At 68.1% G+C, this 12,284-nt stretch carries 14 protein-coding genes and 1 pseudogene; 8 read left to right on the top strand and 7 right to left on the bottom strand.

Annotation, left to right across the window (positions count from 1 at the left end; all coding sequences use genetic code 11):
• A pseudogene (locus tag ACOJSF_RS08850) lies at positions 1 to 291 on the top strand (transcription termination factor Rho); the annotation flags it as partial.
• 64 nt (positions 292 to 355) lie between these two features.
• Positions 356 to 1,021, top strand: coding sequence for a TerC family protein (locus tag ACOJSF_RS08845; RefSeq protein ID WP_420141845.1), 666 nt, complete (start codon positions 356 to 358; stop codon positions 1,019 to 1,021).
• A gap of 13 nt (positions 1,022 to 1,034) precedes the next feature.
• Here the strand turns inward: ACOJSF_RS08845 and ACOJSF_RS08840 are convergent, their stop codons facing one another.
• Positions 1,035 to 2,015, bottom strand: coding sequence for a quinone oxidoreductase family protein (locus ACOJSF_RS08840; RefSeq protein WP_420141844.1), 981 nt, complete (start codon positions 2,013 to 2,015; stop codon positions 1,035 to 1,037).
• Entirely contained in the window at positions 2,012 to 2,713 is a 702-nt protein-coding gene (locus ACOJSF_RS08835) for a dienelactone hydrolase family protein (protein WP_420141843.1), read from the bottom strand. The genes ACOJSF_RS08840 and ACOJSF_RS08835 overlap by 4 nt, the downstream gene beginning before the upstream one ends.
• Before the next feature lie 109 nt (positions 2,714 to 2,822).
• Between ACOJSF_RS08835 and ACOJSF_RS08830 the strand changes: the two genes are divergently transcribed.
• The 6 genes from ACOJSF_RS08830 to ACOJSF_RS08805 are packed head-to-tail and all read left to right on the top strand — an operon-like array spanning position 2,823 to position 8,516.
• Positions 2,823 to 3,071, top strand: coding sequence for a DUF6489 family protein (locus tag ACOJSF_RS08830; RefSeq protein ID WP_420141842.1), 249 nt, complete (start codon positions 2,823 to 2,825; stop codon positions 3,069 to 3,071).
• Positions 3,068 to 4,366, top strand: a complete 1,299-nt coding sequence (gene mnmE, locus ACOJSF_RS08825) for a tRNA uridine-5-carboxymethylaminomethyl(34) synthesis GTPase MnmE (RefSeq protein ID WP_420141841.1) — start codon at positions 3,068 to 3,070, stop codon at positions 4,364 to 4,366. The genes ACOJSF_RS08830 and mnmE overlap by 4 nt, the downstream gene beginning before the upstream one ends.
• Positions 4,367 to 4,418: 52 nt before the next feature.
• Entirely contained in the window at positions 4,419 to 6,239 is a 1,821-nt protein-coding gene (mnmG, locus tag ACOJSF_RS08820; RefSeq protein WP_420141840.1) for a tRNA uridine-5-carboxymethylaminomethyl(34) synthesis enzyme MnmG, read from the top strand.
• Positions 6,236 to 6,862 (top strand): 16S rRNA (guanine(527)-N(7))-methyltransferase RsmG, encoded by a 627-nt coding sequence (gene rsmG, locus ACOJSF_RS08815; protein ID WP_420141839.1) that lies wholly within the window; start codon positions 6,236 to 6,238, stop codon positions 6,860 to 6,862. The genes mnmG and rsmG overlap by 4 nt, the downstream gene beginning before the upstream one ends.
• Positions 6,859 to 7,638, top strand: a complete 780-nt coding sequence (locus ACOJSF_RS08810) for a ParA family protein (protein ID WP_420141838.1) — start codon at positions 6,859 to 6,861, stop codon at positions 7,636 to 7,638. The genes rsmG and ACOJSF_RS08810 overlap by 4 nt, the downstream gene beginning before the upstream one ends.
• Positions 7,635 to 8,516, top strand: coding sequence for a ParB/RepB/Spo0J family partition protein (locus ACOJSF_RS08805; RefSeq protein WP_420141837.1), 882 nt, complete (start codon positions 7,635 to 7,637; stop codon positions 8,514 to 8,516). Before ACOJSF_RS08810 ends, ACOJSF_RS08805 begins: the two co-directional genes overlap by 4 nt.
• Positions 8,517 to 8,538: 22 nt before the next feature.
• Here ACOJSF_RS08805 and ACOJSF_RS08800 read toward each other — a convergent pair whose 3' ends face one another.
• The 5 genes from ACOJSF_RS08800 to ACOJSF_RS08780 all read right to left on the bottom strand — a co-directional run bounded on the left by ACOJSF_RS08800 (position 8,539) and on the right by ACOJSF_RS08780 (position 12,280).
• A complete protein-coding gene (locus ACOJSF_RS08800; RefSeq protein ID WP_420141847.1) occupies positions 8,539 to 9,414 on the bottom strand; it encodes an FAD:protein FMN transferase in 876 nt (291 codons plus the stop codon).
• 89 nt (positions 9,415 to 9,503) lie between these two features.
• Positions 9,504 to 10,403, bottom strand: coding sequence for a DUF4198 domain-containing protein (locus ACOJSF_RS08795; protein WP_420141836.1), 900 nt, complete (start codon positions 10,401 to 10,403; stop codon positions 9,504 to 9,506).
• Positions 10,404 to 10,414: 11 nt separating this feature from the next.
• On the bottom strand, positions 10,415 to 10,894 hold the full coding sequence (locus ACOJSF_RS08790; RefSeq protein WP_420141846.1) for a DUF2271 domain-containing protein: 480 nt from the start codon (positions 10,892 to 10,894) through the stop codon (positions 10,415 to 10,417).
• A gap of 10 nt (positions 10,895 to 10,904) precedes the next feature.
• Entirely contained in the window at positions 10,905 to 11,606 is a 702-nt protein-coding gene (locus ACOJSF_RS08785) for a PepSY-associated TM helix domain-containing protein (protein ID WP_420141835.1), read from the bottom strand.
• The gene (locus ACOJSF_RS08780; protein ID WP_420141834.1) at positions 11,606 to 12,280 is read right to left on the bottom strand and encodes a Fe2+-dependent dioxygenase; all 675 of its coding nucleotides are present in this window, start codon (positions 12,278 to 12,280) and stop codon (positions 11,606 to 11,608) included. The genes ACOJSF_RS08785 and ACOJSF_RS08780 overlap by 1 nt, the downstream gene beginning before the upstream one ends.
• Positions 12,281 to 12,284 lie beyond the last annotated feature (4 nt).

The following is a 12,284-nucleotide window of genomic DNA, read 5'->3' as shown; positions in this document are numbered from 1 at the left end:
ACCGGCAGCCGCATGGACGAGGTGATCTTCGAGGAGTTCAAGGGCACCGGCAATTCGGAAATCGTGCTCGACCGCAAGGTCGCCGACAAGCGCATCTTCCCGGCGATGGACGTCGGCAAGTCCGGCACCCGCAAGGAAGAGCTGTTGCTCGACAAGAGCAAGCTGTCGAAGATGTGGGTGCTGCGCCGCATCCTCATGCAGATGGGCACCACCGACGCGATGGAATTCCTGCTCGACAAGATGAAGGACTCGAAGACCAACGAGGACTTCTTCGACTCGATGAATCAGTAGGACCGGCGGGGGCTGCCCCCCGGTTTCTGTCGACACGTAGCCGCGTCCCCCATATCAGGTGGGAATGAACGAGCTCTGGCAGCACATCGTCGCCGATTTCTCCAACCTCGGCTCGCCGGCCACGCTGGCCGCCTTCGGCCAGGTGCTGATGATCGACGTGATGCTGGCGGGCGACAATGCGATCGTCGTCGGCGCGCTCGCGGCGGGCCTGCCCCACCAGCAGCGCCGCAAGGTCATCCTGATCGGCATCCTCGCCGCTTTGATTCTCCGTATCGTCTTCGCGCTGGCGGTGACCCAGCTGCTCCAGATCGTCGGCCTTGTCTTTGCGGGCGGATTGTTGCTGCTGTGGGTGTCGTGGAAGATGTGGCGCGAGCTGCGGCACGACGCCGGCGGCGGATCGCCCGAGGTCGCGGGCGACGAGAATTCGGGCGTGCGCCCCGCCAAGACCTTCGCCGCCGCCGCCTGGGCGGTTGCTGTGGCCGATGTCAGCATGAGCCTCGACAATGTGCTGGCGGTGGCGGGCGCCGCGCGCGAGCATCCCGGCATCCTGATGGTCGGGCTGCTGCTGTCGGTCGCCTTGATGGGCCTCGCCGCGAACGTCATCGCCCGCTACATCGAACGCTACCGCTGGATCGCCTATATCGGCCTCGTCGTGATCGTCTACGTCGCGGGTAAGATGATCTACGAAGGGCTGGTCAGCAGCGATACGGGGCTGCTCACGCTGTTCTGACGGCTTTCGGGCGTCAGGGGATCAGCAAAGTCGATCCGGTCGTCGCCCGCGTCTCCAGCGCGCGATGCGCGTCGGCGGCGGCGCTCAGCGGAAAGGTCTGGCCGATATCCGCCGTGATGGTGCCCGACCGGAGCATCGCGAACAGGCGCCCGGTCGCGGCATCCCGCTCCTCGGGCGCGGCAATATAGTCGAACAGGGTCGGGCGGGTCAGGAACAGCGAACCCGCGCGGGCCAGTGCAAGCGGCGCCACGGGCGCGACGGGTCCCGAGGCATTGCCGAAGCTGACCATCAGCCCGCGCTTGGCGAGCGCTCCCACCGAGGCATCCCAGCTTGCCTGTCCCACGCCGTCGAACACGACGTGCACGCCCGCACCCTCGGTGATCGTGCGCACCTCCTGTGCCAGCGTGTCGAAAGGGCAGGAGAGGGCGTGGTCCGCGCCCGCCGCCTTGGCGCGCGCCGCCTTCTCGGCGCTGCCCGCATGCGCGACGACGCGTGCGCCGATGGCCTTGAGCCAGGGTACGAGGAACGAGCCGACCCCGCCGGCCGCCGAATGGACGAGCACCGTCTGGCCTGCCTGGACCTTGGCACAGGGGCCGACGAGCATGTCGGCGGTCAGTCCCTTCACCAATGATGCCGCCGCCGTTCGATCGTCGACCCCGTCGGGAAGCCTGATGAGCAGATGGGCGGGGATCGCGCGCACCGTCGCATAGGCGCCCAGCGGGCCGCCGGCATAGGCGACGCGGTCGCCCGGCGCGAAACCGTCGATATTCTCGCCGACCGCCTCGATCACGCCCGCCGCCTCCGTGCCGAGCCCGCTGGGCAGGGTGGTCGGGTAGAGCCCGCTGCGATGGTAAGTATCGACGAAGTTCAGGCCGATTGCGCTGTGCCGCACCACTACCTCATCCGGCGCTGGTTGCGGCGGGTCGATCTTTTCCCGCTCGAGCACCTCGGGCCCGCCGGTGCGGCGCAGGATGATGCGATAATCCTCGCTCACGCCAGATGCTCCGCGAAAAAGGCTTCGGTGCGCGCATCCGCCAGCTCGGCGGTCGCATCGTCGCGACGCTTGCCTGACGCGGTGGCGAAGCCGTGATCGACGCCCGGATAGGTGTGGATCGTGACGTGGCGGTTGGGGCCGAGTGCCTCGCCGATCTTCGCCTGCGCTTCCTCCGGAATGAAGTGGTCGTTGCCGGCGAAGTGGAGCAGCAGCGGGCGCGCGATCGCATGCGCCTCGTTCAGCGCGGCGTCGATGCCCGCGCCATAATAGCCGACGCTCGCGTCGATGTCGGTTCGCGTGGCGGTGAGATAGGCGACGCGCCCGCCCATGCAGTAGCCGACCGCGCCGACCTTGCCGCCGGCGGGCAGCGATGCGCGGAGCGTGCGGATCGTCGCCTCGACATCCTCGATCCCCTTGGCGGGATCGAACTGGGTTCGGATTTTGAATGCCTGTTCCATCTCCTCCGGAACGTCGGGATCGACATCGAAACCGGGGGCGAAGCGCCAGAACAGGGCTGGCGCGGCGGCGAGATAGCCCTTCGCCGCCCAATCATCGACCTTGCGCCGGATGCCGGCATTCACCCCGAAAATCTCCTGGATGACGAGGATCGCCGCCTTGGGCGTGCCCATCGGCCGCGCGAGATAGGCATCGAACGCTCCGCTCCCGTCCAGCGCCGCGATGCTGATCGTTTCGCCCATGCTTCATCTCCCATGATCGTCGCCGGACGTCCGCCGCGCGGCATGGACGCTCCCGTGGCCTTGCTCTACCGTCGCCGGCCGGACCTCTCAATGACAGGAGCATGCCTCGGTGAACATCACGATGAACATCGAATGCACGCCCGAGGAGGCGCGGCGGCTGATGGGGCTGCCCGACATGGCGCCGATCCACGACCTCTATCTCGACAAGTTCCGCGAGGCGATGACCACCGGCCTGACGCCGGAGATGTTCGAGCAGATGGTGCGCACCTGGTCGCCGATGGGGGAGATGGGGATGAACGCATGGCGCCAGCTGGTGGACCAGATGACCGGCCAGAGGGCCGGGACGTCCAAGGGGTGAGCGACGCGCCGCCGGCGCCCGACACGATCTTCGCTTTGTCGAGCGGCGCGCTCCCCGCCGCGATCGCGGTCGTGCGCGTCAGCGGACCGGGGGCGGCGATGGCCCTGCGCACGTTGGCCGGACGCTGCCCGCCGCCACGCCGTGCCTCGGTCGCGGTCCTGCGCGATGCTGCGGGGGCCATGCTCGACCGGGCGCTGCTGCTGTGGTTTCCGGGGCCCGAGACGGCGACGGGCGAGGATCTGGCCGAGTTCCATCTGCACGGTGGTCGCGCGGTCGCGGCGGCGGTGCTGGGGGCGCTGGCGACCCTGCCCGGGCTGCGTCCGGCGGAGGCCGGGGAGTTTAGCCGCCGCGCCTTTCACAATGGCCGGCTCGATCTCGGACAGGTCGAGGGGCTGGCCGACTTGCTGTCGGCCGAGACCGAACGGCAAAGACGACAGGCGTTGCGTCAGGCCGAGGGCGCGATGGGTCGGCTGGTCGAACGATGGCGCGAAACGATCCTTGCGCTGTCCGCGCAGGTCGAAGCGGCGCTGCAGTTCGGAGAAGAAGAGGACGATGTCCCTCTATGGAATGCTGCACATGCACAGCCTATTGCTGCGCTGCACAACGAGCTGTCTGATTTGCAGGCCCAGCCCCCCGCCGAGCGCCTTCGCGATGGCGTACGGGTGCTGTTCGCAGGCCCGGTCAACGCAGGAAAGTCGAGCCTTTTCAACGCTCTGGTCGGACGCGATGCCGCGATTGTCTCGGCATATGCGGGGACGACTCGCGATGTGATCGAGGCACCGATCCAGCTGGGCGGCGTGCCGATCGTGCTGATCGACTCGGCCGGACTGCGTGACACCCATGACCCGGTGGAGCGGATCGGTGTCGACCGAGCGCAGCGAGCACTCGCCGCAGCGGATCTCGTGCTGTGGCTCGGCGATCCAGCGGAGAGACCCGAGGGCGCAATCGTCGTCCACGGCCGCGCCGATCTCCCCGATCGGCAGACTATGCCGCATGGCGCCGATCTTGCCGTCTCGGCGGAAACCGGCATGGGCGTGGCCGCGCTGCGATCGCTGCTCGCTGAACGCGCCTCCGAAATGCTACCCGGCGAGGATCAGGTCGCGATCAACGCGCGCCAGACAATGTTGATCGGGGAGGTCGCCGCCGCCTTGGCGCAGGCAAAGGAATGCGACGATCCCGTTCTCGTCGCCGTCCATCTCGCCACCGCGCGCGCAGCCGTCGACCGGATTGTCGGCAATGCCGGTATCGAGGATATGCTCGACGGCCTATTCGGCCGATTCTGCATCGGCAAGTGATGTTCCACGTGGAACAATTGACTTGGCCTCCTATCGTCCGGATAGCGCGCGGATGAGCCAGTATCAGGTCATCGTGGTGGGCGGCGGCCACGCCGGCTGCGAGGCGGCCGCCGCTGCCGCGCGGATTGGCGCATCCGTGGCGTTGGTCACCGACCGGATCGATACGATTGGGGCGATGTCCTGCAACCCCGCGATCGGCGGTGTGGGTAAGGGCCACCTCGTCCGTGAAGTCGACGTCTTCGACGGACTGATCGGTCGCGCTGCCGATGCGGCCGCGATTCACTATCGCATGCTCAACCGGAGCAAGGGCACCGCGGTTCAAGGCCCCCGTGTGCAGGCCGACCGTAAGCATTTCGCGCGCGCGATCCAGCAAGCCGTGGCGGCGCAGCAGGGTTTTACGGTTGTTCAGGGCCACGCCCACCGGCTCCTGCTTCGATCAGAATACGTGTCGGGGCTGGAACTTGCTGACGGAACGATACTGACCGCGTCTGCGGTCATCCTCGCGACTGGCACCTTCCTTGGAGGAAGGCTTTACTGCGGTGCCGATGCCACCGAGGGCGGGCGTGTCGGGGAGAGTGCCGCCACCATTCTCGCGCAGCAATTACGTGCGCTGGATCTCCCCATGGCCCGGCTAAAAACAGGCACGCCACCGCGGCTCGATGGGCGCACGATCGATTGGGCACGGCTCGAGCGCCAGCCATCGGATGGCGATCCTTGGACGATGTCTCCCCTGGGGCGACGGACGCTTCCCCAACTCGCCTGTGCGATCGCACGCACCAACCAGCAAACGCACGACATCATCCGCGCGGGCCTGGATCGATCGCCCATCTTCTCCGGGGCGATTGAGGGGAGGGGGCCGCGTTACTGTCCGTCCATTGAGGACAAGGTGGTCAGGTTCGGGGATCGCGACGGCCACCAGATCTTTCTGGAGCCCGAAGGGCTGGGCACCACGCTGGTCTATCCCAACGGCATCTCGACCTCGCTCCCGCGTGACGTGCAGCGCGATCTAGTGCGAAGTGTCGCCGGGCTGGGGTCCGTCGAGATCGTCACGCCAGGTTATGCGGTTGAATATGACCATGTCGACCCACGTGCGCTTGACGCATCGCTGGGCCTGCGCGCCATCCCCGGTCTCTATTGCGCGGGGCAGATCAACGGGACGACCGGCTACGAGGAAGCTGCGGCCCAAGGGCTGGTCGCCGGCCTCAACGCGGCGGCGCAGACGCTGGGTCGATCGCCGATCCTCTTCGACCGCACGCAATCCTATATCGGCGTGATGGTCGACGACCTCGTTCTTCAGGGGGTCAGCGAGCCGTACCGCATGCTCACCGGACGCGCCGAGTTCAGGCTCGCCCTTCGTGCCGACAATGCCGCGACCCGATTGGGCGGGCTTGCCCTCGCGAGCGAAGCGGTTGGCGAAGCACGTAAGGTATGGATCGCGGACCACCTTGCTCAGCATACGCGCCTCTCGCAGGCTGTTTCCCGACCGCTGCCACCGGTGAGGCGCGAGGGGGCGGCAATCAGCACCGCCGACCTTGTGCGCCAGCGTGCAATGACGACCGTTGAAATCCGCAGCCTGATCGATCCGGAGGCCGACGGCGTATCCGATACGCTCCTGGCCGAATTGGCCGACGATTGCCGATACGCACCCTATATCGACCGCCAGCGCGCCGAAGTCGCGCGGCTGGAGCAGGAGGGCCAGATCAGCCTCTCGCCGATCCATGCCTATCGCGACATAGGCGGCCTTTCGAAGGAGATGATCGAGAAGCTGGATCGCGCCCGCCCTGCGACCCTTGCCGACGCGGCGCGTATCCGCGGGATCACCCCGGCTGCGCTCAGCGCTATCCTTGTCGCCATTCGTCGTCGGGCGGCATGACCGAGGACGAAGCGCAGACATGGCTCGCCGGTCGGTCTGTTCCACGTGAAACACTCGACCATGTCAGCCGGTTCATCGACCTGCTCACAAAAGCGAACACCGAACAGAATCTAATTGCGGCTTCCACCCTCCCACAGGTTTGGAGCCGGCATATCACTGACTCGGTCCAACTGCTCGACCATGCACCGCCTCTGGGACGATGGGTCGACCTCGGCTCCGGACCTGGATTTCCAGGCCTGATGATCGCGCTTTTCGGAAAGCACCACGTCGATCTCGTCGAAAGCCGGGCGAAGCGGGTCGGCTTTCTCCACGATGCGATTACATGTCTTGGCTTGGACAGCCGCGTACGCGTGCTGTCGGGACGAGCAGAGGCCGTGGCCGCGACCACCTACGATGTCATATCCGCGCGGGCTTTCGCCCCCTTGCCGCGCCTCTTCGAGATCGGGCGCCGTTTCGCTCGCGCCGATACGGTCTGGCTGCTGCCCAAGGGGCGAAATGCCGCGGCAGAACTGGCCGAAGCCCAACAAAAGTGGCAGGGTGACTTCGCGCTCGTACCGAGCGTCACGGATGCCGACTCGTCGATCCTGATCGCGCGCGGCGTCGCCCCGGGGAGGTCGAAATGATCCGCAGCGCCATTGCGAACCAGAAGGGCGGGGTCGGCAAGACGACCACCGCGATCAATCTGGCAACCGCGCTGGCGGCGAGCGGCTTCCGCGTCCTGCTGATCGATTTCGATCCGCAGGGTAATGCTTCGACCGGGCTTGGCGTTGCCCGCAATGCCCGTGAAAGGTCGGTTTATCAGGTACTTGGTGGCGACGTGTCGCTTGCCGACGCGGCCATCGCGACGTCCGTGCCCCGTCTCGACATCGTCGCGGCCACGCAGGATCTTTCGGCGGCCGAGGTCGAGCTTGCCGACATGCCGGACCGCGCGCACCGCCTCGACGCTGCAATGACCGCGGCCCCCGCGCGGTGGGAGATCTGCCTGATTGATTGCCCGCCTTCGCTCGGCCTGCTCACGCTCAACGCGCTGGTGGCGGCGCGCGGCCTGCTCGTGCCGCTGCAGTGCGAGTTCTTCGCGCTTGAGGGGATGAGCCAGTTGCTCAACACGGTCGAACTGGTGCGCAAGCGTTTCAATCCATCCTTGTCGATCGTCGGCGTCGCGCTCACCATGTATGACCGCCGTAACCGTCTGTCGGAACAGGTCGCGGCGGATGTCCGCGCGGTGGTCGGCGACCTCGTCTTCAGGACCGTGATCCCGCGCAATGTGCGCTTGTCGGAAGCCCCCAGCCATGGCCTGCCCGCATTGGTCTACGACCATCGCTGCCCCGGATCTGAGGCCTATATCGCGCTGGCGAGCGAGTTGATCGCGCGTCTGCCCGCTCCGGCGGTGGCGGCATGAGTGTCAATCCGCGTAGCCGTGGCCTCGGACGCGGCCTGTCGGCCTTGCTGGGCGAGGCGGCGGCGGAGCAGCCGATCGCCGCCGACGCCACGCGTCCGGCCGGAATCCGCATGCTGGCGATCGCCACGATCACGCCGAACCCCGATCAGCCGCGCCGACATTTCGACGAGGCCGCGCTCGACGAACTCGCTGCCTCGCTTACCGAACGCGGCCTGATCCAGCCGATCGTGGTTCGCCCGCATGGCGACGGCTATCAGATCGTCGCGGGTGAGCGGCGCTGGCGCGCCGCGCAGCGTGCGCGGCTGCACGAGGTGCCGGCGCTGGTCCGCGAGCTCGGCGATGCCGAGACTATGGAATTGGCGATTGTCGAGAACGTCCAGCGCCAGGATCTCAATGCGATCGAGGAATCGGCCGCTTATCAACGACTTATCGATGAATTCGGGCATACGCAGGACGCGCTGGCGAAGATCGTCGGCAAGTCGCGCAGCCATGTCGCCAACCTCCTCCGCCTGCTCGTTCTGCCGGAGGCGGTACGCGACGCGGTCGCCGACGGGCGGCTCAGCATGGGTCATGCCCGCGCGCTCGTATCCGCGCCCGATGCGGAGGCGCTGGCGGAAGAGGTGATCCGGCGCGGCCTGTCGGTGCGCGAGACCGAGGCGCTGGCGCGCGGCGGCAAGGCGCCGCGCCGGCGCGAACCGCCGATCGAATATAAAGGCAGCGATGCCGACGTCGCGATGCTCGAACGTCAGCTGCGCGACCAGCTCGGTCTCAAGGTCGCGATCGCGCATGGGCCGAAGGGCGGCACGGTGACGGTCTCTTATGCCTCGCTCGACCAGCTCGACATGGTCTGCCAGCGGCTCAGCGGCGAGCCGCTCTAGACCGGACGCATCAGGGACGGCGTCACAGCATCGCTGCCAGCGCCGGACTGATTGTCTCGTGCAGCCCGTCCTCGGCGCGCGTCACGATCCGCGCCGCGAGTCCCTCGTCGGCCGCCAGGCGAAGGCCGTCGTCGGCCCCCAGCACCGCCAAGGCGCTCGCCCAGACATCGGCCCACATGGCAGACGCATGCAGCACGCTGACCGCGACGACACCTGCCTGCGCCGGGTGGCCGCTGCGTGGATCGATCGTATGCGCACCACGCACATAATCGCCCGAGGTCGCGACCGCGAGCTGGTGGAGCGCGACGCGGATCGGGGCGAGCCCGTCGCCCGGCGTCTCTAACTCCACCCACCACGGATCGCCGTCGGGCCGCATCCCCCGACCTGCCAGCTCGCCCCCGATCTCCACCAGGAAGTGGCCATGGCCCTGCCGTGCGATCAGGGTCGCCAATGCGTCGACCGCAAAGCCCTTGGCGATGCCCGAGAGATCGAGCCGCAATCCGCCCGGCTGCAGCAGCCGCCGCGCCGCCGGATCATAGGCCAGCCTTTGCCATCCCGAGCACGCGCGCGCCGCCGCGATTTCGGCTTCATCAGGGTGGGGGCGGGGGCCGGGCGGTCCAAACCCCCACAGATCGACCAATGCGCCGATCGCCGGATCGAAGGCCCCGCCCAATCGCGTGGCCGCCGTCAGTCCGGTTGCTATCACGGTGGCGAAGTCGGGCGGCAGCGCCATCCAGCGTCCCGGCTGAAGCGTGTTGAACCGCCCAAGCCAGGATCCCGCGTCCCAGTGGCTCATCTCACCGATGATCGCGTCGAGCCGCGCCACGATCGCCGTGCGCAGCGCGGCGGTATCGAAACCGACCGGCGCCGCCAACGAAACTCGCCACACCGTCCCCATCGTCACGCCCTCCAGCGTGACGATCGCTGCCTGAGGATCGTGCCGCTGGAAGCCGTGTGGATCGAGCGGGGGGACCGCGATGCGTGGTGTCAGGGAGCCATCACCTCGAGCGTGGTGGTGTAGCTCATGCGGTGGCCCGTGATCCGCCCGTCCGCGATCGTATCGCTATAGGTGGCGTTCAGCCAGTACATGCCCGGCTCGGGCCAGGTGACCGTCGCCACGCCATCGGCGCCGGTCGTCACTTCGATCATCCCGTCGCCGTCGCGATAGCGCTTGCCGCCGGGCAGCACCGACAGTTTCAGCCCCGCCGCCGGCTTGCCGCCGACGAGGAAGCGGAATTCGGCGGGCTCGCCCGCGACCAGTTCGGCCGGATGCGTGACAGGCACCATCTCCAGCCCCTTGTTGGTCGGCTGGAACACGGTCGTGGTCGGCTCGCCGGCGGTGACGAAGATCTCGTTGCGGCTCGACGTCTGGATCAGCTTCACCTCGGTCGCCTCGGCTGGGATCTGGTCGGCCGAAACGAAGCGCGGCCGGGGCGGGCCACCCGCATCCGCATTCGGGGCGGCAGGACGTACCCCGGCAGGCGGCGTACCCGGCCCCCCCGGCCGTGGTCCGCCCGGTCGACCGCCTACGCGAACCTCCTCGCCATTGAGCTTGAAGCTGCCCATCACGCCTTCATTGGCGTTACCGATCTTCCACGTTCCCGGCTTGTTGAGCGTCACGTCGAAGGTCGATCGCACGCGCCCGCTCGCGCCATTCTCGATCTGGCCGGCGCTGCCGTCGGGCGCCCAGACCTTGATCGTCGCGAGGTTCGCGGGGCGATGATCGGGGAAGAACAGGTCGTTCGAGGCGGCGGCATCGACCGTCACCGTATCGTTGGCGCCCGAAAAGATCGTCGCCGATGGCAGCAGCCACTGGCGATGCGCAAAGGTCGGGCTCGCGGCGAGCGCGAGCGCGCCGAGCAGGAGGGTGCGGAACGCGGAGGTCATCAGGCGTCCTTTCAACGGGGGGAGACGGCGATCGCGCCGAGCTCGCTCTTGCCGGCGGCGGAGCCAGGCTTGAGCGGAACGGTGAGCGGGGTGGAGACGATCTCGCGGCCGCCGGTTTCGCGCGCGGCCTCGACGAACAGGGTATATTGCCCCGGCGCGATGCCGTCGGGCAGCGCGATGCGATGGACGCCGGGCGGCCGGGTCGCGCCGCTCACGCCGTCGACGGGCTGGCGCATGCTGCGGCCGCCCTTGCGCCACCAGGTGCGCAGGTCCGCCAGCCACTTGGTGCCGGGTTCGCCGCCGCCCTTCTTGACGTCGTACCAGACGAACAGGGTGCGCGCCGCGCCGCCGCCCGCCGGCTCGATCCAGCCGGCGACATAGGGCCGGTGATATTCGGCGACTGATAATCGGGGGACGGTGACGCTGATCGTGCCGGCGGCGGTGGCCGGGGCGGCGATCAGGCCGGCGATCAGGAACGGCGTGCGGGTCAGCGGCGGGCCTTCAAGGGATGAACAGGCGGGCGATCAGGACGGGACGGGCGAGGCCGAGCCCGACCAGCGGCCAGGTCGACCGCCGGTTGCGGGCGTGAAGCTGGAGGAGGAGCAGCCCGGTGAGCGTGAAGACAACGCACGCGGCGGCGAAGATGTCGATGAACCAGAACCAGGCCGACCCCGAATTGCGCCCCTTATGGAGGTCGTTGAGGTAGGAGACCCAGCCGCGATCGGTCAGCTCGGCGCTGATTGCGCCGCTCGCGCGGTCGATGCTGACCCACGCGTCGCCGCCGGGGCGGGGTAGCGAGACATAGACCTCGCCCTCGGACCATTCGCCGGCCTTGCCGCGCGGATCGATCCCGACCGATGCCGCAACCTGCGCCGCGACCGCCTCCGGCAGCGGCGCGTCGGTCTTGGCCGGGGCCGCCGCGAGCAGCCGCAGGAGCGGCAGCGGCAGGGTTGCGCTGCGCTGGCTGACCTTGGGCGTGGCGTCGATCGCGGCGGCGTGATTCAGCGTGATGCCCGTCACCGCGAACAGCATCATGCCGACCAGCGATACCGCCGCGCTCACCCAGTGCCAGGTGTGAAGTTGCTTCAGATAAAAGGTCTTGAGCTTCGACTTGGCCTTCCTGCGCGGCGCTCGCGTTGCCGGCCGCACCGGATCGATCGGGGCCAGCGCGGGCGCTTCCTCCTTGGCGAGCTCGATCCGCATCACAGCTCGGCCCAGCGCCGCAGGAGGTTGTGATAGACCCCCGTCAGCCGCACGATCGCCGGATCGTCCTGGCCCGCGCGCGCGCCGAGCTCCTGGACCGATCGGTCGAGGTCGAGCAGCAGTGCTCGGGCCGCGCCGTCGCGGATCATGCTCTGGATCCAGAAGAAGCTCGCGATCCGCTCGCCGCGCGTCACCGGCGTCACGCGATGCACGGTGGTGGCCGGGTAGAGGATCAGGTCGCCGGCGGGCAGCTTCACCGGCGGCGATCCCTCTGCGATAAGCTCGCCGCCGTCATACTCATCCGGATCATTGAGGAAGAGCGTCGCCGAAAGGTCGCTGCGCAGCCGGAACTCGCTGCCCGCGCGAAAGCGGATCGCGTTGTCGATATGGTCGCCGAATGTCTCGCCCACGCCATAAAGGTGGAACAAGGGCGGATAGATCTTGCTCGGCAGCGCCGCCGCGACGAACAAAGGCGCACGGCCGAGCGCGTCGAGCACGCGCCCGCCCTGCTCGCGCGCGGTGGCCGAATCCTCGGGCAACTGACGGTTCTGTTTGGCCAGTGCCGACTGGCGGCCGGCGGTGACGTTGCCGTCGACCCAGTCTGCCGCGCGCAGCGCCGCGCGCATCGCGGCGGCCTCGTCCGGCGTCAGCACGCCGGGAATCTGGAGCATCATCGCC

The sequence above is a fragment of the Sphingomonas sp. genome (assembly GCF_048594985.1).
In the GTDB taxonomy this organism is placed as follows: Bacteria; Pseudomonadota; Alphaproteobacteria; order Sphingomonadales; family Sphingomonadaceae; genus Sphingomonas_I.
Note: the sequence above shows the minus strand (reverse complement) of the source record. Positions and strands in the feature narration are given on the sequence as shown.

What these genes read in the sequence shown, in the direction of transcription:
- ACOJSF_RS08795 (WP_420141836.1), bottom strand. Translation starts at nt 10,403, where the DNA reads ATGACCTCCGCGTTCCGCACCCTCCTGCTCGGCGCGCTCGCGCTCGCC.
- mnmG (WP_420141840.1), top strand. Translation starts at nt 4,419, where the DNA reads ATGAGCCAGTATCAGGTCATCGTGGTGGGCGGCGGCCACGCCGGCTGC.
- ACOJSF_RS08810 (WP_420141838.1), top strand. Translation starts at nt 6,859, where the DNA reads ATGATCCGCAGCGCCATTGCGAACCAGAAGGGCGGGGTCGGCAAGACG.
- ACOJSF_RS08805 (WP_420141837.1), top strand. Translation starts at nt 7,635, where the DNA reads ATGAGTGTCAATCCGCGTAGCCGTGGCCTCGGACGCGGCCTGTCGGCC.
- ACOJSF_RS08780 (WP_420141834.1), bottom strand. Translation starts at nt 12,280, where the DNA reads ATGATGCTCCAGATTCCCGGCGTGCTGACGCCGGACGAGGCCGCCGCG.
- ACOJSF_RS08845 (WP_420141845.1), top strand. Translation starts at nt 356, where the DNA reads ATGAACGAGCTCTGGCAGCACATCGTCGCCGATTTCTCCAACCTCGGC.
- ACOJSF_RS08785 (WP_420141835.1), bottom strand. Translation starts at nt 11,606, where the DNA reads ATGCGGATCGAGCTCGCCAAGGAGGAAGCGCCCGCGCTGGCCCCGATC.
- ACOJSF_RS08835 (WP_420141843.1), bottom strand. Translation starts at nt 2,713, where the DNA reads ATGGGCGAAACGATCAGCATCGCGGCGCTGGACGGGAGCGGAGCGTTC.
- ACOJSF_RS08800 (WP_420141847.1), bottom strand. Translation starts at nt 9,414, where the DNA reads ATGGGGACGGTGTGGCGAGTTTCGTTGGCGGCGCCGGTCGGTTTCGAT.
- rsmG (WP_420141839.1), top strand. Translation starts at nt 6,236, where the DNA reads ATGACCGAGGACGAAGCGCAGACATGGCTCGCCGGTCGGTCTGTTCCA.